The following is a 22,161-nucleotide window of genomic DNA, read 5'->3' as shown; positions in this document are numbered from 1 at the left end:
TTTGGAGGAGAAAGAAAAAAATGGATAAATTTGTACTGAATCTTATTCATCGTCCGGAGCTGGTTCCAGAGTATTCTGCGACAGTGACAGGACAGGGAAAAGAAGAGGATATCGGAGATAAAGCACTTTTAACAGAGTCTTTGGATATCTTTAAGACACAGCAGAGATTAGCTCACGAGAATGGATTAAAAGTAACCATTCAGATGACATATGCTTCACTCTTCAATGATGAAGCAGTAGAGATCGCAAAACATGACCATGAAGTATATGGTGATGAGATCGCATTATCTTTATTAGGACTTCCTTGCGAGGAGTTCCGCGAAAAATATAAGACAAAAGACTTTTGTATCTGGATGTTCTCCATGGAAGATAAGAAAGCCATCGTAAATGATGTATTCGAGAAATTCCATGACAGATTCGGTTTTTATCCGGAGTCAACAGGATCTTATTATATGGATGCTGATCTGACAAACTATATCAAAGCAACTTATCCGACTGTAAAATGTGCAGTTGCTACCTGCTGGGAGGAAGGCCCGAAGGCATATCACACCTGCAACAACTCCTGGTATACATTATTTGATGGCGGCCCATGGGCACCATGGATCCCATCGAAACAGAACACACATGCACCGGCTGCAAATAAAGAGGAAGACAGCGGTATCGTAGCGATCCCTCATCTTTCCCGTGACCTGATCGCATGTTACGATGGAAATGGTTCGAACTTCGGAACACATCCGCAGAATGTACTCCGTGGTATGATTTATGATACAAAGACATGGGAATATCCATATCTTTATAACTTAATCGACCAGTACCGTTCCTTAGAGAAATATAACAACGGATATGCATACAACATGATGTTCGTTGGACCGGGCTGGATGAACAAGATGGGACGCTGGGAGCAGCCATATGAACTTCTTTACAAATCCTACAGTGATGGATGTGCTTACTATGGAAAGCTGAAAAAAGAAGGTCAGTTAATTGACATGACTATGTCAGAGTTTGCTGATTATTATCGTGAGAAAAAAGGTGTCAACCAGAACAATTACAATGAACCGGAATGTGCTCTCTGGAGAGATATCTTATATGGTTCAGACAAACAGTTATTCTGGTACTGCGATCCGTACATGAGAGCATGTGTTAATATGGATCAGGGCGGTGCGATCGTTGATCTTCGTCCTTATGCAGCAAAATTAGAGTGGCCGGTCGGCATTGGAACAAAACATGTTCAGGATGCATCCTACCCATTCTTAATCCAGGAGAAATACCGTGCAGGTTACTTTACACATTACGCAGGAGAGGGAACTGTAAGAAGTGCAAAACTTTCTTACAAAGGAGAGGAAGTTGATCTCTGCCTCTGCCCGACACATGCACACTTCTCCCAGGAAGGCAAGACAAGAATCCTTACATTAGACCCTGTTACAATCGAGTTTAAGGATCTGACTGTAAAACTTCAGACAAAAGAATACTTTGAGGAAGGATCTTCCAACATCAGGATCGAGCGTCACATCTTAGAGATGAGTGATCCGACTGCAGAAGTAACATTAAATGAATACATGGTTGCATGCTATGGTACAACTGAATATTCCGAAGATATGAGTCATATCACATTAAAGATCAACGGACCGGAAGAGAAGACGATCAACTATGAATACAAATGCCGTGAAGAGGGCGTCGTAGGAGCTACAGAGGTTTCTGCAGTCGTTCCTGAAATCGAGACAAGAGTATCCATGACAGCATCCGATGCAAAGGCAGAAGGATATGTAAAAGAAGGATATGCATTCTCACCAATGTTCACATTGGGATACAGAAAAACAATCTCAGATAAGGAGGTATTTGCAACATGGCTCAACTTGGCAAAGGCAAATTAAATTATAGATGCCCATCCTGTTTTTTAAGAGATCTTGACATCGATATGTTCTACAATAAAGAAACTGGTATTTATAGCTGTATCCGCTGTCAGTACCGTGGAACGGAAGAGGATGTATTAGAGAAAAACGAAATGATCCGTTTCCGTTATAAAGCAATGCATGATAGAATTACAAAATTTGATTTTGATTAAATTCTGATATCAGAAACAAAATGGCTGCCGTACTGAAATAATGTACGGCAGTTTTAAAAAGAGGTAATAACCATGGGGAAAAAGAAAAAAGACACGATGGAACTAAGATTTTATGAAGTTCCGCAGGGTGAATATGTTCTGGCACTTTTAGGAGACAGCTGGATTCGTGATTACGGACATGATGAAAGCAATCTTCATTTTCACAATCTCATGGAAATCGGATATTGTAAAAACGGTACCGGCAGGCTGATCTTAAATGAAGAGACAAAAAGCTACGAACCGGCAATGGTCAGTATTATTCCGCAGAATTACCCGCATGTGACGATCAGTGATATAGCGGAGGGACCAAGCTATTGGGAATATCTATTTTTTGATCCGATGGTCATGATCCAGGAATTGTATCCGGATAATGCTGTCATGCAAAAAAAAGTATTACAGATGGTCAATCGAAAGGCTTTGTTTTTCCATGAATGGGAAAATCGCGGGATTTCCGTTCTTGTGAAGATGCTCATGGATGAGATGAGACAGAAAAAAAGCCATTTTAATGATTGTGTCAGAGGTCTTTTGATTGCTTTTTTTACTGAATTGCTCCGCATGTGTGAGAGTGATATCTCGGAGAATGAGGTAAAGAAAAAGACAGGTGTTTCTCAGATCACGGCGGCACTTGATTATGTAAGGTTAGAGTATGCGAACAATATTCGTGTGGAAGAACTTGCAAAGGCAAGTCATATGAGTGAGACGCATTTCAGAAGAGTGTTTGAATCTTATATGAATATGTCACCTATGGATTATATCAATCTGATGCGTGTGCAAAAAGCATGTGATATCATGAAAAAGACAAATGATCCGATGGATGTGGTCGCACAGAAAGTGGGATTTACCACGACATCTACATTTAACCGGAACTTCAAAAAATATCTGAATACATCTCCGTATCAGTGGAAGATCAGTCCGGAAAATTATGAGAGAAAACTGTTAAATTATAATATTTCCGCTTTGAAAGGCTGGTAAAACTTATGATTGAAAATGCGTGTTTTGTGTTGAGATACAGATGCAAAATGCGCATTTTTTCGTTAAAATGGAGATAAGAAAAAGATAAAAGGAGAACATTACATGTCATTCGAAATAAAAAAGATCCATGATCCGAAGTTTTTTAAGGAAAACTGCATGGCAGCGCACTCCGATCATGTGGCGTATGCGGACGAAACAGAAGCAGAAGAAAAAAAGAGCATCTTCCGGTTATCATTAGATGGTATCTGGAAATTCCATTATGCGAGAAATTATGCGCAGACCGTAAACGGTTTTGAGGCAGAAACGTTTGACTGCAAATGCTGGGAGGACATCCGTGTACCGGCACATATCCAGATGGAGGGCTATGATATCCCACAGTATGTAAACATTCAGTACCCGTGGGATGGAAGGGAAGATGTGTGGCGCGACACAGTGCCGAGTGAATTTAATCCGGTGGCAAGCTATGTAAAATATTTTACACTGCCGGAAGGTTTTAGAAAAAACGGACTTTATATTTCCTTTCAGGGTGTGGAGAGCGGTTTTGCATTGTGGTTAAACGGTCAGTATGTCGGTTACAGCGAAGACAGTTTTACACCGTCCGAATTTGACCTGACTCCGTATGTAAAAGAAGGTGAAAACAAGCTGGCAGTACAGGTGTTTAAGTGGACATCATCAAGTTGGTGTGAGGATCAGGATTTTTACCGGTTTTCCGGTATTTTCCGCTCGGTTTATCTGTATACAATGCCAAAAGTGCATGTATATGATCTGAAAGTGCAGCCGGTTTTAGACGAGACACTTATAAATGCAGATCTTCTTGTTACAATGCAGATGCGCGGCACTGGAAGGGCAAGATTTACATTGACAGGAAGTAAAGATTATTCTGTTTTGGAAGAAAAAGAGCAGCAGGTTATTTTCTTTGAGGAGTTACCGGTTTCTGAGGGAGAAGTTTATTTTGAAAAACAGGTAAATAAACCGGAGCTGTGGAGTGCAGAGATCCCGAATTTATATACGCTTACGATAGAATGTTTTGATACAGATGGAGAAAGAAGTGAAGTTATCCGCCAGAAAATCGGATTCCGCCGTTTTGAAATGAAAGACAGTATTATGACATTAAATGGAAAACGTATCGTATTTAAGGGTGTCAACCGTCACGAATTCAGTTCCATATCAGGACGTGCGATCACAAAAGAGGAAGTTTTAAAGGATATTGTAACAATGAAACAGAACAATATCAATGCGATCCGTACCTGCCATTATCCGGATGCATCCATTATATATGATCTCTGTGATGAATACGGACTTTATATGATTGCAGAAAATAATCTGGAATCACACGGTTCCTGGGATTCTGCAATGCATGGGCTGGCACCGAAAGACATGATCGTTCCTGGAGACAACATGGACTGGGAGCCTATGATGCTTGACCGTGTCAATTCCTGTTATCAGAGAGATAAAAACCATCCGGCAGTTCTGATCTGGTCAGTCGGAAATGAATCTTACGGCGGAAAAGTAATTTTTGACATGTCCGAAAAATTCCGTGCCTTAGATCCATACCGTCTGGTTCATTATGAGGGAATTTTTCATGATCGCAGATATGAGGCAACCAGTGACATGGAAAGCCAGATGTATACCAGCGTGGAAAATGTAAAAAAATTCCTCGCCGAGCATAAGGAAAAGCCGTTTATCATGTGCGAATATACACATGCGATGGGAAATTCCTGCGGTGCCATGCATAAGTACACCGATCTGTCAGATACAGAGCCGAGATATCAGGGCGGTTTTATCTGGGATTACATTGACCAGTCCATCTTGAAAAAAGACCGCTATGGAAAAGGGTTTCAGGCATATGGTGGTGATTTCTTAGAGCGGCCGACGGATTATAATTTCAGTGGAAATGGAATCTGTTATGGCGGTGACAGAGATCCATCCCCGAAAATGCAGGAAGTAAAATTCAATTATCAGAATATCAGTGTCCTGTTTGAAAAGGATGGAAAATTCACGGTAGTGAATAAGAATCTGTTTGCGGGTACAGACCAGTTCTGCTGTGTGGCAGTTTTACAGAAAAATGGAGTTGTGATAAAAAAACAGGAGATCAAAACAGCAGTACCACCGCTTAGTTCTTCCGATTATGAGATACCGTTTGCAGTTTTGCGGGCAGATGGTCAGGATCAGAAAAAAGAAGAACCGGACGTAGAATATGCACTTACGGTTTCATTCCTTTTAAAAGAGGACAGAAGTTGGGCAGATGCAGGTCATGAAGTTGCATTTGGACAGAAGATTTATAAAAAGAGTACCGTTTTCCATGCATCCCAAAAACCAATCCGTGTGGTTCACGGAAAGGTAAATATCGGTGTGAAGGGTGAAGATTTTGACTGTCTGTTCTCCATGTTGAATGGTGGACTTGTTTCTTACCGTTATGCGGGAAAAGAGATGATCGAAAAGATTCCGATGCCGAATTTCTGGAGGGCACCGGTTGACAATGATAACGGAAGTATGGCACCGGCGCGCTATGCGCAGTGGAAGATCGCCAGCATGTATATCAGCCACAGAAATGGAGGAATGTTTGACAATGTTCCAACGAAAGTGGAAGAAAAAGATAATACCGTAAAGATCACCTATACTTATTTTATGCCGACAACACCATCAAGTAAATGTGAGGTGTCCTATACTGTTTTTGGTGATGGAACGATCGAGACAAAACTGATGTATGATCCGGTGGAGGGACTTCCTGATATGCCGGAGTTTGGTATGATGTTTCAGTTTGATGCAGATTATGACAATCTTACATGGTATGGTATGGGACCGAATGAGACGTATGCAGACCGGAGACATGGTGCGAAACTTGGAATCTACAGTAATAAAGTAGCTGACAATATGGCAAAATACTTAGTTCCGCAGGAATGCGGCAACAAAGTCGGTGTGCGCTATGCGCGTCTTGTGGATGCAAAAGGCAGAGGTATTCTGTTTGAGGGAGATGAATTAAGTTTTTCTGCACTCCCATATACACCGCATGAACTTGAAAATGCAGCACATGTTTATGAATTACCGCAGGTACATCACACGATCGTCCGTGTGGCATTCGCACAGATGGGAGTCGGCGGCGATGACAGCTGGGGTTCATGGGTACATCCGGAATATCATATTGATGTGACAAAACCGCTGGAATTTACGTTCCGCTTTAAAGGAATATAGTATAAGTAATAAAGTATAAGAAATAAGCCCGGCTGCCTGATTTATTTATGTTTTGGCACAAATATTACAGCTTATGAAAAGGAAGGGAATGACTATGAATTTTGTAAAAGGAATGGATTTATCTACACTTGCAGAGTTGGAGAAGTGTGGTGCGAAATATTATGACAACGGAGAAGAAAAGGATATTTTGGAGATCATGAAATCTTATGATGTGGATACGATCCGTATCCGTGTCTGGAATGATCCGTGGTCAGAAACAGGAGAATCTTACGGTGCAGGAGAAAATGATCCAAAGACATCTCTTGAGATCGCCAAAAAGGTGACAAAAGCAGGTTTTGGTGTACTTTTAAATCTGCATTACAGTGATTTCTGGGCAGATCCGGGAAAACAGTTTAAACCGAAGGCATGGGAAAATTATGGTGTCAAAGAGTTAGAGCAGGCAGTTTATGATTTCACGTTAGAGATGATGCATCTTTATTTGGAAAACGGTGTCAATATCACGATGGTACAGGTCGGAAATGAACTTTCAAATGGTCTGCTCTGGCCGGAAGGCAAGGTGCCGAACTATGATAACATCGCAACATTTGTCAATGCCGGTATCCGTGCTGTCCGCAAAGCAGATGAAGAGCGTCTCGCAGGCTCTATCAAAGGTGTATGCCCGCAGATGAAGGAACTGTCAAAGATTCCGGTTATGATCCATCTTGACAATGGCGGCAACAATGCACTTTACCGTGAATGGTTTGATAATTTTACAAAACGCGGTGAGGATTTTGAACTGATCGGATTGTCCTATTATCCATTCTGGCATGGATCTCTTCAGATGTTAAATGACAACATGAATGATATTGCTAAGCGTTATGGCAAAGATCTGATCGTGGCAGAGGTTTCCATGGGATATACGATGGAAGATTACAAAGACTACGAGAAACTCTCTGATGAAGATCGCAAAGGCTATGCAACAAAACCGGCGCTGGTTGAGAAGATCGAATATCCGATGACAGTACAGGGACAGTATGATTTTATGGAAGATTTCTTAAACAGAATCAGCCATATCGATGGTGGAAAAGGCAAGGGCTTTTTCTACTGGGAGCCGGCATGGATCCCGGTTCCGGGTTCCGGCTGGGCAACACCTGCATCTTTAAAATATATTCAGGATCCGGGACCATGTGGCAACGAGTGGGCAAATCAGGCATTGTTTGATTATAAGGGAAATACGCTGCCAACATTGAAACTGATCCGCGATTTTGAAGCATAAAATAATTGATGATAAGAAAAGGTTTTAAAATCCTGCAACATTTATGTAAAAATGTTGCAGGATTTTCTGCACTTTGTTGCAGTTTGCATTTCAGCCATTGCAAAGGGAGTTGGATGCAGTATAATAGGATTATCAAAGAAAACAAAACAAATGCATCCTGTTTTCCAAGGATAAAAAAACGAACAGGATGATGTGTGGCAAAATAAGAACAAATGATGTATTAGAAGAAATTAAAGGAGGATTCAAGATGGTTTGGGAGAACGTACTGGCAAAGTTTAAAGAGTTATTTGGAGATGAAGGTGAGATTGGTGTTTATTTTGCACCGGGACGTGTGAACATGATCGGAGAGCATACCGATTACAATGGCGGTCATGTATTTCCTTGTGCACTGACGATCGGTACTTATGGTGTGGCAAGAAAAAGAAATGATAAGAAGCTGCGTTTTTATTCCATGAACTTTGAGCAGCTTGGCGTGTTAGAGTCATCGGTAGAGAATTTAAAACCGGAGAAAGAAGCTGACTGGACAAATTACCCGAAGGGTGTAATGTGGGCATTCGGAGAAAAAGGCATGAAAGTAGAGCAGGGTATGGATCTTGTATTATTCGGAAATATCCCGAATGGTTCCGGACTTTCTTCTTCTGCATCCGTAGAGGTTTTAACAGGATTTATCTTACGCGATATGTTCGGATTTGACGTGACAAATCAGGATCTTGCACTGATCGGACAGTATTCTGAGAATAAATTTAACGGTGTAAATTGTGGTATCATGGATCAGTTTGCTATCGCAATGGGCAAAGCAGGACACGCAATCTTCCTTGACACGGCAACTTTAAAATATGAGTATGCACCGATCAAACTGGAAAATGCAAAGATCGTGATTTCCTGCAGCAATAAAAAACGTGGACTTGGCGATTCCAAATACAATGAGCGCCGCAGTGAATGTGAGAAGGCATTAGCAGAGTTACAGAAAGTTGTTTCCATTGAAGCACTCGGAGATCTGACAGAGGCACAGTTTGAGGAACACAAAGATGCCATTAAAGAGGAAGTGTGTGTAAGACGTGCAAAACATGCAGTCTATGAGAATCAGAGAACGATCAAAGCAGTAGAGGCGCTGAAAAATAATGATGTTGCTTTATTTGGAAAACTGATGAATGAATCACATGTTTCTCTCCGTGATGATTATGAGGTAACCGGTATCGAGCTTGATACTTTGGTCGAAGAAGCATGGAAGATCGATGGTGTGATCGGATCAAGAATGACTGGTGCAGGTTTTGGCGGATGTACGGTCAGTATCGTAAAAGATGAAGCTGTGGATACTTTTATCAAAGAAGTTGGAGCCGCTTATGAGAAGAAGATCGGATACGCAGCAGATTTCTATGTTGTTGAGATCGGTGACGGCCCGGTGAAATTAGCATAAAAAGAGAAGTGTTTCATTGTCAGAAATGACATAGACAGCATAATTGTGTATGCGCGACAGAATATAGTCCGGATACGTAGAATAGCGTAGAGGTGAAGAAGAAAATGATACAGGAAAAGATTTTAGAGTTAACAGAATATGGTCTGGTGACAGGACTGGTTGCACCGGAAGATAAAAGATTTACCATCAATCGTCTGTTAGAGCTTTTTAAATTAGATGAGTTAGAAGAGAACATTGTTACAGCTTATGAAAAAAGAGAGCCAATGACACAGAAATCTGCAGAGAAAGCATTAGAGGGTATTCTTACAGAGATGCTTGACTATGTGGCAGAGCAGGGACTGATGCCGGAAGATACGATCACCTACCGCGATCTGTTTGATACAAAGATCATGAGCATGCTTATGCCAAGACCAAGCGAAGTCATTACAAAATTCCGTGGACTTTATAATCATCAGTCTGCCCAGGCAGCAACCGATTATTTTTATAAATTAAGCTGTGATTCAAACTATATCCGCAGATACCGTATCAAGAAAGATTTGAAATGGACTGCAGATACTGAGTTTGGTACATTAGATATCACGATCAATTTATCCAAACCGGAAAAAGATCCAAAAGCGATCGCAGCAGCGAAACTTGCAAAACAGAGCGGTTATCCGAAATGTTTACTCTGCAAGGAAAATGAGGGATATGCAGGCCGTGTGAACCATCCGGCAAGACAGAACCACAGGATCATTCCGGTAACGATCAATGGCAGTGACTGGTTTTTCCAGTATTCTCCTTATGTTTATTATAATGAGCACTGTATCATCTTTAACGGACAGCATACACCGATGAAGATCGAGCGTGCTACTTTTGGTAAACTGCTTGATTTCGTAGAGCAGTTCCCGCATTATTTTGTTGGTTCAAATGCAGATCTTCCGATCGTTGGCGGCTCTATTTTGAGCCATGATCATTTCCAGGGCGGTCATTATGAATTTGCCATGGCAAAAGCTCCGGTGGAAAAAGAGATATCATTCAAGGGATTTGAGGATGTCAAAGCAGGTATCGTAAAATGGCCGATGTCCGTTATCCGTATCAGCGCAGAGAAAAAAGACCGCCTGATCGAGCTGGCAGATAAGATTTTACTGGCATGGAGAGGTTACACAGACGAGGCTGCATTTGTTTTTGCCGAGACAGACGGAGAGCCACATAACACGATCACTCCGATCGCAAGAAGACGCGGCGATTTATACGAACTGGATCTGGTATTGCGTAATAATATCACAACAGAAGAACATCCGCTTGGTGTTTACCATCCGCATGCAAAACTGCACCATATCAAGAAAGAGAATATCGGTCTGATCGAGGTTATGGGACTTGCAGTGCTTCCGGCACGTCTGAAAAAAGAGATGGCAGATTTAGAGCAGGCATTGCTTGATGGAACATCTATCCGTGAGGATGAAGTCCTTGAAAAACATGCAGACTGGGTAGAAGAGTTCCTTCCGAAATACGGATTTACATTCGGTACCGGTTTAGAGGGCGAAGTTACTCCGGAAAGACTGCATGAGATCGTGCAGACAGAGATTGGTCTGGTATTTATGGAAGTATTAAAAGATGCCGGTGTTTACAAATGCACGGAAGAAGGAAGAAGTGCTTTCATGCGTTTTGTAGACAAAGTGAATGAATAGTCATATTAACTTTTTTCTATTTGTATATTATCCTAACACATAGAGATATTTCTATGTGAGGTGATTGATTTGGAAAAAATCTATACAGAGACAGCCAAAATCCTCAAAGCGTTGTCTGATCCTAAGAGACTGCGGATCATCTGAAAGGAGGTTTTCATGCGTAAGAAAAAGGTAGCATTTATATGTGTACATTATCGCTATTTCCATGGGATGTGATGTCGGATGTCCGTATATCGGCAGGGAGTTTGATGATAACTGGGGATTGCCTGATCCGACAGGATGTGATGATAAGGTAGTTATGGAAGTGATAGAAGGGATTGAAAAGAATATTTTAAGATTAAAGGAAATGTTTCGCTGATAACCTTGACATTATGACAGACTTTAGTATTATGGTTCTTGAGTAAAGGAGGAAGCTGAAAATGCGTACATTGATTGCTTATTTTTCAAGAGCGGGAGAAAATTATTTTGGCGGTTCCATAAAAAATATAACGGTTGGAAACACAGAGATCTGTGCCGGACTCATAAAAGAATTTTTAGACGCAGATCTTTTTAAAATTGAGATGAAACAGCCGTATTCGGATCAGTACCGGGAGTGTGTTGAACAGGCAAAAGTCGATTTTGCGGAAAATAACAGACCGGAACTCATAAATTATCCGGAAAATATGGGAGATTATGACACCATTATTCTCGGATATCCGAATTATTGCGGGACGATACCGATGGCAGTAGCAACGTTTTTGGAATTCTTTGATACTTCCGGAAAGAAAATCCTTCCGTTTTGCACGAATGAGGGAAGCGGTATGGGCAAAAGTGAGGAAACGATAAAAGCACTGTGCCCGGATGCGGATGTCAGAAAAGGTAAATCCATTATGGGCGGTCAGGCAAAGAGTTCAAAGACAGAACTTGAAGCATGGGTAAAGCAGAATATCTGATCTGCAAAAAATTCCGTTTGACTTTTAAAAATAAAATAATTATAATTCAAAAAAGAACGAGTAGCAAATCTGCGTAAATCCAGTTTTTGCTGCTCGTTTTTTCATAAAAAATTACATCTTATGAATGATTGCCATAAAAAAGTGTGTAGCTTATCAGCGTAAGTCCAGCTTATATGATAGGTGCACACTTTTTTTGTGCAGAAAACAAGATGCAAAACAAAGTGTAAAACAAGGAGGATTTAAAATGGCAGAGAGTAACAAAATGAAGGAGATGCCGGTAGGTAAGCTCATGGTTCAGATGGGGATACCGATGATCTTATCGATGGCATTACAGGCGGTCTATAATATCGTGGACAGTGCCTTTGTCGGAAACATGAAGGTGGGAAGCGAGGCGGCATTAAATGCACTTACGCTGGTATTCCCCGTGCAGATGCTTATGGTCGCAGTCGGGATCGGAACAGGAGTAGGAACGAATGCGCTGCTTGCAAGGACGCTCGGGCAGGGAAACAGCAAAAAGGCGGCGAAAGTTGCAGGAAACAGCCTGTTTTTAGGTGTGATCATTTATGCAGTATGTCTGTTATTTGGAATTTTCGGGGTAAAGGCATATATTTCTTCGCAGACAGTGGATGCAGAAGTTCTTTCCATGGGAACGGATTATTTGAGAATCTGCTGTGTGATTTCTTTTGGAATCATTTTCTTTTCACTGTTTGAAAAATTATTACAGGCAACAGGACGTTCACTTTATTCTACGATCGGTCAGGTTACAGGAGCAGTGATCAATATCATTCTTGATCCAATCATGATCTATGGTATCGGACCGGTTCCGGAAATGGGGGTAAAGGGTGCTGCCTATGCAACGGTGATCGGTCAGGTGGCATCGGCGTTACTGTTATTTGTTTTTCATATCAGATTAAATAAAGAATTTGACCATGGAATAAAGTATATGAGACCGGATGCAGGCATTATAAAGGAAATATATGCGATCGGACTTCCAGCGATCATTGCACAGGCATTAATGTCTGTTATGGTATATGTAATGAACCTTATCTTAAAATTTGCTCCAGCAGCGCAGACCGCATACGGGCTGTTTTACAAAGTGCAGCAGTTTGTATTGTTCCTTGCTTTTGGACTGAGGGATGCGATCACCCCGATCATAGCTTTTGCATATGGCATGCGCAGTAAAAAGAGAATCCAGGATGGAATCAGATATGGCCTTTTATATACCGTTGCACTGATGATCTTTGGCATTATCATTACAGAAATTTTCCCTGGAGCATTTGCAACTTTGTTTAATGCCGGACAGTCGAGAGAATATTTTATCGGTGCAATGCGGATCATTTCCATCAGCTTTCTTTTTGCAGGGATCAATGTGGCATATCAGGGAATTTATCAGGCACTAGATGGTGGAATCGAATCACTTGTGATCTCACTTTTAAGACAGCTTGTGATCATATTGCCGTTAGCAGGAATATTTTCTGTGTTTGTAAGAAATGGTCAGGCAGGGGTTTCACTGATCTGGTGGGCATTTCCGGTCACAGAGTTTATAGCATGTCTGGTAGGATATGTATTTTTAAAGAAAATCAGAAAAACAAAAGTTGACAGTTTAGATTAGGGAGGGATGAACCATGGCAAAAAGAATTATCACGATCAGCAGGGAATTTGGAAGCGGAGGACGTTTTATCGGCGAGAAAGTGGCAAAAGAGCTTGGAATTGCATATTATGACAAAGATATTATCAGCCAGATCGCAGAGAAGTCAGGACTTTCACCGGAATATATCAGGGAAAAAGCAGAATTATCCACAAAAAAAGGGTTGTTTGCGTATGCATTTACAGGAAGGGATATCACGGGAAAATCCGTGGAAGATATCGTATATGAAACGCAGAGCAAAGTGATCATGGAAATAGCACAGAAAGAGGACTGTGTGATCATTGGAAGGAACGCCGATTTTATTTTAAAGGACAGGGATGATGTGCTGAATGTTTTTATACATGGGGATATGCCACAAAAAGTGGAGCGTATCTGCAGGTTATATCATGTGACGGAAGCTGATGCAAAGAAAATGATAATGGATATAGACAAACGTCGCAGCACAAACTATAATTTCTATACGGAACAGAAGTGGGGGCTGGCAGCGAATTATACGTTAGCGTTAAATAGTTCACAACTTGGATATGACAGATGCAGACAGATTATACTGGATTGTGCAAAATAAAACAATATTAGTGATGCAGTACACCGGCGAAAGATAGAATCATTGGAAAGAGGAAGTACATATCCGGATGAAAACGGCAAATGAGAAAACAAAAGAAATGGATATGTTAAATGGAGGGGCGGTGCGTACAGCATGCTTGTTTCATTTACAATCCTGATCGTCGCAAATATCAAGGAACGGAAGGAAAGGGCATGGACGCCGGTATATGTTTTCTTTCAGGTGCTTTTAATCTTTATCATGATCTGGAAATTTGCCGGGATATCTTCCATACTGGTATTTCTGACATCATCGATCTCACTACTTTCGATCTGGTGGTTAAAACCACAGAAGATGCGGATTGCCGGAATGGCAACAAGTATTACGTCCCTGTTTTAGCAGATCAGTATAAAAAACTGGGCAGGGCTGCTTGAAATCGTTGTGATCTGCAGTAATATCCTGTCTTTTGCAAAATATAAGAAAGAAACAAAATAAGTGACAGATATCTGTCAGCCTAAAAAAAAGATACCTTACAAAAAAAAGGTATCTTTTTTTGTGCCCTTTTTTTTCTTTACAATGATGTCAGAACATGAAAAGGAAAAAGGAGTAGTCAGTATGCAGGATACATATCAGTTTATCGGAGAGGATGCCACATTTAACTTAAAAAATGCGGAAAATTACAGTTATCTGTATTTCCCTGTGGCAGGAGAAGCAGGAATCAAAAGTGCAGTGACACCGAATCTTTCAGGTGACTGTAAGATAGATCAGAATACTTTTATACTTGAGCCGGTCAGTGCAGAAAATCTGCATAATAACCGCAGCAGCAGGAACTTCTGGTGCCATGTCGCAAATGCTGGTAACTGGTCGGCAACAGGCATTTCTGCGGAAGAAGAGTCGAAGAAGTTTACCGGATTGTCAGATAAAAATGAAGTGACAGCAGGACTGATGTGGCATACCGTGACGAGAACTTCAGATAAATATCAGTTATCTGCAGAAATCACATCGTTCGTTCCGGTGGATGAGAACGCAGAGATCATGTATGTGGAGATCACAAATATCGGGAAGATGCAGGTGCGGTTCACACCGACAGCGGCAATCCCTTTATATGGAAGAAGTGCAGATAATATCAGGGATCACCGACATGTGACATCTTTACTGCACCGGATCAAAACGGTGGAAAACGGTGTGCTTGTGACACCGACACTTTCATTCGACGAGCGTGGGCACCGTAAAAATGATGTGACCTACTTTGTCTGTGGTTTTGATGGAAACGGCGAGCCGCCAAAAGATTTTTATCCGGTCGTGGAAGATTATATTGGAGAAGGCGGCAATTTCGAGAGACCGGAGGCAGTTGTAAAAAATCTTGAAGGTGTGAAGGCAGGATGCAGCTTTGCAGGATGCGAGGCGGTCGGAGGACTCCATTTTAAAGAGGTGGTGTTAGAGGCAGGTGAAACTGTGTCCTACACAGTCCTGATCGGAGCGTTAAAGCAGCAGGAAGCTGCAGAAGAAAAGACAGATTATGAGAATACAGGCAGTGACACAGTGCCAGATTGGAAAAATGCTGACGTAGAACATGGTATCGCAGAACTTACCGCAAAATATAAAACAGCGGACAAAGTAAAAAACGAATTTGCCCGTGTGAAAGCCTATTGGGAAGAAAAAGTAAATGTTTCTTATCATACAGGAGATCTGGTGTTTGACAAATACATGCACTGGGTAAGTTTTCAGCCGATCTTACGACGGATCTACGGCTGTTCTTTCCTGCCACACCATGATTACGGAAAAGGCGGAAGGGGCTGGAGAGATCTCTGGCAGGATTGTCTGGCACTTCTGATCATGAATCCGGATGGTGTCCGGGAAATGCTTTTATCAAATTTTGCCGGTGTGCGTATGGATGGAACGAATGCAACAATTATCGGAGAAAGACAGGGCGAATTTATCGCAGACCGCAATAACATTACACGCGTATGGATGGATCATGGTGTGTGGCCGTTTTTTACGACAAAACTTTATATCGATGAGACCGGGGACATAGAGATCTTAGATGAACAGGCTGCCTATTTTAAGGACAGACAGGTTGTAAGAGGAACAAAAAAGGATGATGCGTGGGACGAAGCATATGGCTGCTGGCAGAAAACTAAGACACAGGAAATCTATAAAGGAAGTGTATTAGAACATCTTCTGCTGCAGAATCTGACCGCTTTTTATGAGGTTGGGGAACATGGACATATCTTACTTCGCGGGGCAGACTGGAATGATGCACTGGATATGGCACCGGAACGCGGGGAGAGCGTTGCGTTCACAAATGCCTATGCCGGAAATTTAAAGGATATTGCGGAACTTTTAAAGACATATCAGGAAAAAACAGGAAAAAGTACCGTTTTCCTTGCAAAAGAGATCAGCGTGCTGTTAGGCGGAGACGGGAAATTATATGACTCCGTCGAAAAGAAGAAAGAGCTGCTATTATCTTATGCAGAGAGCTGTGTACATAACGTCAGCGGAGAAAAAACAGAAGTACCGGTAAAGGAATTGATCGAAAGCCTGTCGGACAAAGCAGAATGGATGATGGATCATATCCGCAGCACCGAATGGGTGACAGATTCAGAGGGAAATGGCTGGTTTAACGGCTATTACGATAATCACGGCAGGCGTGTGGAGGGTGAATTTGAACAGGGCATCCGTATGATGCTTACCAGTCAGGTGTTCGCTGTGATGGCAGGAACTGCAAAAGAAGAACAGGTAAAAGAGATCATAAAGAGTGCAGACCGCTATCTGTATAAGGAAGAGGTCGGCGGTTACCGCCTGAATACGGATTTTGATGAGGTAAAGATGGATCTTGGCAGGATGTTTGGCTTTGCATATGGCGAGAAGGAAAACGGAGCTGTATTTTCTCACATGGCGGTGATGTATGCAAATGCACTGTACCGGAGAGGATTTGCGGCGGAAGGATATAAGGCACTATCCGCCCTTTACCGTCAGTCGGTCAATTTCCCGGTCAGCAGGATCTATCCTGGAATCCCGGAATATTTTAACGGGCGCGGAAGAGGCATGTACCATTATCTGACCGGTGCTGCAAGCTGGTATATGCTGACAGTGATCACAGAAATGTTCGGGGTCAAAGGAAAATGCGGTGATCTTTTACTGATGCCAAAGCTGATGCCGGAGCAGTTTGATAAGAATGGTCTGGCAAAACTGTCACTTTTCTTTGCGGGCGTAAATTGTCAGGTTATTTATGAGAATAAAGAAAAAAAAGCATTCGATATATATCAGATCGAAGAAGTACGGTTTGACGGCAGAAAATTAGAGCAGGAGGAATGGAAAGCAGATGAAGCAGAAAAATCTGCGATCATTCCAAGAACGAAGTTAGAAGAAGCAGGAAAAATGTTACATGAGGTGTATGTTGTACTGAAATAGAGGAGATTTGTTTATGATGAGACAGAAGGAGAATTTTATACTTGAAAACTACGGAAAAAAGACGACCTTTGCAAGTTTTCTGCCTGGGATCGCCGGCATCCGCGGTATTCCGATCTGGTGTTATTATGTCAATCGCGGACAGTGCGTGGTAAGTTTTGGTGTGGATAATAAAGATCATGCCATTATGGAATTTTATCCGGCACATCAGGCATATCAGAATGTAAAGACAACAGGATTCCGTACTTTCATCAAAAAAGACGGGATTGTCTGGGAGCCTTTTTCAGATGAAACGGTAGAACACAGTATGCAGATCGCAATGAACGGTCTGGAAATTGAGGAAAAGAATCAGAAAAACGGTCTTAGAACCAATGTATATTATTATACACTGCCGGAGGAAAATCTTGGGGCGCTGATCCGTATGGTCACCGTGGAAAATATCAGTGAGAAACCTGTAAAGATCGAAATTTTAGATGGAATGCCGGCGGTGATACCATATGGTGTGTCCATGGAAAATACAAAAAATATGTGCCAGACAGCCAAGGCATGGATGCAGGTGGAGGATGTCGCAGAGTGTATACCTTATTTCAGGGTGCGTGCAAGTATGGCAGACACGGCATCTGTCCAGAAAATTGAAGGTGGTAATTTTTCTGCGGGATGTTTAAAAGATGGTGAATTGCTTGCACCGATCGTGGATACTTCTGTTATTTTTTCATATGATGCTTCCCTGCAGAATCCGATCGGATTCAGGGAACACAGTTTAAAAGAACTCTATGGGATGGAGCAGATGACACAGAATCAGTTTCCGTGCAGTTTTTATGGAACAGTAAAATGCCTTGTACCGGGAGAGGAGTTTACTTTATATGAAGTGATCGGTCAGGTGGAAAATAAGCATATCCTGTCTGATTTCTTTGCAGATAAGAAAGACGATTCCTATTTTTATGCAAAGCGTAGAGAAGCAAAAGAACTGGCAGAGAATCTGACGAATGGAATTGATACGAAGACCGCTTCAAAAACATTTGATGCGTACTGCCGGTATACCTATATGGATAATGTTCTGCGTGGAGGTTATCCGATGCGTCTTGGAAACAATAAGATTTTTTATGTGTATTCCAGAAAGCACGGGGATCTTGAGCGTGATTATAATTATTTTTCCATGCTGCCTGAATTTTACTCACAGGGAAATGGAAACTTCCGTGATGTAAACCAGAACCGCAGATGTGATACTTTTTTTGCTCCGTTTGTGGAACGGGAAAATATTCATGAATTTTACAGTCTGATCCAGTTAGATGGATACAATCCATTAAATGTTGAAAAACTGACCTACCGTGTTCCTTTGGAAAAAGCGAAAAAAATTCTCTCACATCTGCCGGAAGAACAGGGGGAAATGCTGATCGGATTTGTGACAGAACCATTTACACCGGGAGCACTTTACCGGAAATTAGACGAGGTTTTAAAAGATAACTGGGATGAATCACTGTTTATCCAGATCATTGATTTTGCTGAGGGAATGGTAAATGGAAACTTTGGAGAAGGTTACTGGTGTGACCACTGGACTTACAATCTGGATCTGATATTTGATTATCTTGAGGTATTTCCTGAGAAAGAACAGGAAATGCTCTATGAAAATGTGTATACGACTTTTTTGTCACAGATCAATATCAACCGTCGGTTTAAGCGTTACGAAGAAACAAAAAACGGACTGCGTCAGTATCATGCCCTGGATGAATCTTCAAGACGGAAAGATTCCGGAGAGAAACTGGTACGCACAAAGTATGGCAATGGCGATGTGTTAAAAATGACGCTGATGGAAAAGCTGCTGCTTTTATGTGTAACAAAATTTGCAGCATTAGATGCCTATGGAATGGGAATCGAGATGGAGGGCGGAAAACCCGGCTGGTATGATGCCTTAAACGGAATGCCTGGAATGTTTGGATCATCAATGGCAGAAACTTATGAGCTTGCAAGAATGCTTTCCTATACCATCGATGCCCTAAAACGGTATCCGGGACAGGTCGAAGTGATCGAAGAACTTGCTTGTTTTATGGATGAACTCAATCTGATCAACAGGATTGAGCAGGACAGCCTATACCGGGACGGTCAGGTATTATCATTCTGGAACCGGATCAATGATGCAAAAGAAATTTACCGTGACAAAACGTATTCCGGTATCTCAGGAAATAAGATCGTGTACCGCACAGAGAATCTGGCAGAGATGTTAGAAGGATTCCGGGGAACGATCTGCCTTGGCATCAAAAAAGCGTGCAGGCTTTCCGGAGGAATCTGTCCGACCTACTTCACTTATGAGGTGACAGAATATGAGAAATTAAAAGACGGCGGAATCCGCCCGCTGGCGTTTCAGGTAAATACAGTGCCTTACTTCTTAGAAGGACCGGTGAGATATTTAAAACTGCAAAAGAGCAGGGAAGAAAAAAGGAAGCTGTATCAGAATATCAAAGAGAGTGATCTTTACGACAGAAAGTTATCCATGTACAAGGTCAACGCATCTTTGCAGGAGGCGTCTTTTGAACTCGGACGTGCACGTGCGTTTACACCGGGATGGCTGGAGAATGAGTCGATCTGGCTGCATATGGAATATAAATATCTGTTAGAACTGCTGAGAAGCGGGCTGTATCAGGAATTTTTCGAAGATTTTCACAAAGCGGCAGTGCCGTTTTTAGATCCACAGGTGTATGGAAGAAGTACCTATGAAAATTCTTCCTTTATTGCAAGCAGTAAAAATCCGAACAAATCCTGCCATGGAAAAGGTTTTGTGGCAAGATTAAGCGGTTCTACGATCGAGTTTATCAGCATGTGGAAATTAATGATGTTCGGTTCACACCCGTTTTCTGTGGAAAATGAAGAACTTGCATTTACACCATGCCCTGCAGTGCCGTCTTACCTGATCAGGGAAAATGGGGAAGTCAGTGCCACACTGCTTGGAAATATAAAAGTAACATATTGTTTTTCGGAGAAAGCTGATTTCATTCCGGGAAATTATCAGATTAAGAATATGACGTTTACTTATGCAAATGGAAGCGATATTTATGTGGAAAAAGATCATGTGGCAGGAAAAATTGCAGAAGATATCAGATCCGGTAAAGTAGTTGAGATTTATATGGAAGCAGAGAAAATACCGGATACTGAAAAATGACACCTTTGAGAAACGGCTTACTTACTATTATATCGGGCAGTTCAGCCGCTATATCAAAAAAAGTGCAGTCCGTATTGGAACGACACGTTACACAGACCGCATCGAAGTAACAGGATTTTTGAATCCGGATGGAAGCCGTGCGATCGTGCTTTTGAATAAGACAGATGCACCGGCAGAATACACCCTGCGTGAAAATGGCGAGGGCTGCATGGGTACACTTGCACCTCATTCCATCCAGACGATCTGCTACTAAAAAAATGATACCTTTTTAAAATAAGGTGCATTTTTTATAGAAATGGTGGCTGTTATAATTCAATCATCAACAGAGAACAGACATGTTGAAAGGGAAAAACAATAATCAAGATGAAAAAGGGAGGATTTTTTATGAATCTGAAAAAGTTAGTATCCGTAATGCTGGTCAGTGCAATGGCATTATCCATGGGGGCATGTGGTAACTCCGGAAACAGTGCAGCAAATACTTCTTCCAATGGAAACAGCGGAAGCAATGAAAGTGCTTCCTCTACAGAGAGTGGAGCAGCAGCTGCAAACAGTGATGACAAATTAGTTGTCTGGACACTTTCAAACGACCTGATCGATTATGGCAAGAGATTTGAAGAGCAGACAGGCGTTGCAGTTGATACCGTTGTTATCGAACCTGCAAACTACCCGACAAAAGTACAGACCGCATTACTTGGTGGTGAGACAGAGCCGGATATCATCGTTGGTGAGCCAAAGATGTTAGAGGATTTCTATGATGCAGGGTTCTTCGAAGATTTAAATCAGGCACCATATAATGCACAGGATTATGCAGACCAGATCGTTGATTATGTATGGAAAGTCGGACAGGATTCTGAAGGCATCCAGAGAGCAATCTCCTATCAGATCACACCGGCAGGTATCTATTACAGAAGAGATATCGCAAAAGAAGTATTCGGAACAGATGATCCGGACGAGGTTGGAAAGTTATTTAAAGATTATGCAACCATTCTTGATACAGCAGAGAAATTAAAAGATGCAGGATACAGAATCTTCTCCTCAGATGCCGAGATGAACGTATTCTCCGGAGACTCCGCATGGGTTGTAGATGGTGTGTTAAATGTAGATCAGGCAAGACTTGATTACATGGATCTTTGTACAGACTTATATCAGAACGACTTAACAGCATACGCAAACCAGTGGTCAACTCCATGGTATCAGGCTATGTCAGGAGAGGTTCCGATCTTAAGTGCTGATATCCAGAACTACGCAGATGATTCCGTTAACGTATGGGATGCTACAGAGTTTGCAGAAGCAACCGAGGGCATGGAGAAAACAACAGTATTTGCATATGGTCTTCCTTCCTGGGGTGTTCTTACCATGAGAGATAACGTAGGTGAGACATCCGGATTATGGGGCGTATGTGCAGGACCTGCAGCAGGGTTTGACGGCGGTACATATATCGGTATTTCTTCCCAGTCGGAAAGAAAAGATACTGCATGGGAATTTGTAAAATTCTGTACCTTAAACGAAGATACCTCTGACTGGTGGATCGATTATTCACAGGGTGATACAGTTTCCTTAAAATCTGCATTAGAGAAACACAAAGACGATGAGAACCAGATTTACGGCGGTGAGAAACTGTATCAGTTCTGGTTAGATCAGGCAAAGAACATTGATACTTCCAAAGTAACAAGATATGATCAGGCAATCGGTGATGCATGGGGCAATGCGATCTCTGCAGTTAAGACAGGTCAGATGTCAAAAGAGGATGCGATTAATGAGTTCTATGACACGATTGAGTCTACTTATCCGGAAATTACAGTAAACAGATAATGACTGATAAACAGTAAATGGATTGTGTGTTCCTTTAGAAACTGTGTGGTTCTGGCGGA

General features: G+C 41.8%; 15 protein-coding genes and 1 pseudogene. All 16 read left to right on the top strand.

The window, feature by feature from the left end; genetic code table 11:
* Window positions 1-20 precede the first annotated feature (20 nt).
* The 16 genes and pseudogenes from ACDD58_RS17860 to ACDD58_RS17785 all read left to right on the top strand — a co-directional run bounded on the left by ACDD58_RS17860 (window position 21) and on the right by ACDD58_RS17785 (window position 22,102).
* The gene (locus ACDD58_RS17860) at window positions 21-1,871 is read left to right on the top strand and encodes a hypothetical protein (RefSeq protein ID WP_186899402.1); all 1,851 of its coding nucleotides are present in this window, start codon (window positions 21-23) and stop codon (window positions 1,869-1,871) included.
* Window positions 1,844-2,062: a hypothetical protein gene (locus tag ACDD58_RS17855; RefSeq protein WP_006858267.1), complete on the top strand. Its 219-nt coding sequence runs from the start codon at window positions 1,844-1,846 to the stop codon at window positions 2,060-2,062. The genes ACDD58_RS17860 and ACDD58_RS17855 overlap by 28 nt, the downstream gene beginning before the upstream one ends.
* A gap of 72 nt (window positions 2,063-2,134) precedes the next feature.
* Window positions 2,135-3,073, top strand: coding sequence for a helix-turn-helix domain-containing protein (locus ACDD58_RS17850; RefSeq protein ID WP_370778565.1), 939 nt, complete (start codon window positions 2,135-2,137; stop codon window positions 3,071-3,073).
* Window positions 3,074-3,175: 102 nt separating this feature from the next.
* The gene (locus ACDD58_RS17845; protein ID WP_370778564.1) at window positions 3,176-6,265 is read left to right on the top strand and encodes a glycoside hydrolase family 2 TIM barrel-domain containing protein; all 3,090 of its coding nucleotides are present in this window, start codon (window positions 3,176-3,178) and stop codon (window positions 6,263-6,265) included.
* 94 nt (window positions 6,266-6,359) lie between these two features.
* A complete protein-coding gene (locus ACDD58_RS17840) occupies window positions 6,360-7,520 on the top strand; it encodes an arabinogalactan endo-beta-1,4-galactanase (protein WP_370778563.1) in 1,161 nt (386 codons plus the stop codon).
* 247 nt (window positions 7,521-7,767) lie between these two features.
* The gene (locus ACDD58_RS17835) at window positions 7,768-8,937 is read left to right on the top strand and encodes a galactokinase (protein ID WP_370778562.1); all 1,170 of its coding nucleotides are present in this window, start codon (window positions 7,768-7,770) and stop codon (window positions 8,935-8,937) included.
* Window positions 8,938-9,041: 104 nt separating this feature from the next.
* Entirely contained in the window at window positions 9,042-10,604 is a 1,563-nt protein-coding gene (gene galT / locus ACDD58_RS17830) for a UDP-glucose--hexose-1-phosphate uridylyltransferase (protein WP_370778561.1), read from the top strand.
* A 193-nt stretch (window positions 10,605-10,797) separates the two neighbouring features.
* Window positions 10,798-10,962, top strand: a pseudogene (locus ACDD58_RS17825) (arsenate reductase ArsC); the annotation flags it as partial.
* Window positions 10,963-11,023: 61 nt separating this feature from the next.
* On the top strand, window positions 11,024-11,536 hold the full coding sequence (locus ACDD58_RS17820) for a flavodoxin (RefSeq protein WP_118210298.1): 513 nt from the start codon (window positions 11,024-11,026) through the stop codon (window positions 11,534-11,536).
* Window positions 11,537-11,780: 244 nt separating this feature from the next.
* Window positions 11,781-13,148 carry an MATE family efflux transporter gene (locus tag ACDD58_RS17815; RefSeq protein WP_370778559.1) on the top strand — a complete coding sequence of 456 codons (1,368 nt, stop codon included), beginning with the start codon at window positions 11,781-11,783 and terminating at the stop codon, window positions 13,146-13,148.
* A gap of 13 nt (window positions 13,149-13,161) precedes the next feature.
* A complete protein-coding gene (locus tag ACDD58_RS17810) occupies window positions 13,162-13,749 on the top strand; it encodes an AAA family ATPase (protein WP_117921255.1) in 588 nt (195 codons plus the stop codon).
* 132 nt (window positions 13,750-13,881) lie between these two features.
* Entirely contained in the window at window positions 13,882-14,124 is a 243-nt protein-coding gene (locus ACDD58_RS17805) for a hypothetical protein (protein WP_370778558.1), read from the top strand.
* Between the two features lie 216 nt (window positions 14,125-14,340).
* Complete coding sequence (locus tag ACDD58_RS17800; RefSeq protein WP_370778557.1) at window positions 14,341-17,139, top strand: GH36-type glycosyl hydrolase domain-containing protein; 2,799 nt, start codon at window positions 14,341-14,343, stop codon at window positions 17,137-17,139.
* Between the two features lie 13 nt (window positions 17,140-17,152).
* A complete protein-coding gene (locus ACDD58_RS17795) occupies window positions 17,153-20,290 on the top strand; it encodes a hypothetical protein (RefSeq protein ID WP_370778556.1) in 3,138 nt (1,045 codons plus the stop codon).
* Window positions 20,244-20,543: a glycoside hydrolase family 30 beta sandwich domain-containing protein gene (locus ACDD58_RS17790; protein ID WP_370778555.1), complete on the top strand. Its 300-nt coding sequence runs from the start codon at window positions 20,244-20,246 to the stop codon at window positions 20,541-20,543. The genes ACDD58_RS17795 and ACDD58_RS17790 overlap by 47 nt, the downstream gene beginning before the upstream one ends.
* A 131-nt stretch (window positions 20,544-20,674) precedes the next feature.
* Window positions 20,675-22,102 (top strand): extracellular solute-binding protein, encoded by a 1,428-nt coding sequence (locus ACDD58_RS17785; RefSeq protein ID WP_370778553.1) that lies wholly within the window; start codon window positions 20,675-20,677, stop codon window positions 22,100-22,102.
* The last annotated feature ends 59 nt before the right edge of the window (window positions 22,103-22,161 follow it).

The organism is Roseburia sp., from assembly GCF_041325975.1.
Classification (GTDB): Bacteria; Bacillota; Clostridia; order Lachnospirales; family Lachnospiraceae; genus Roseburia; species Roseburia rectibacter.
This window is presented reverse-complemented; position numbering and strand designations above follow the sequence as displayed.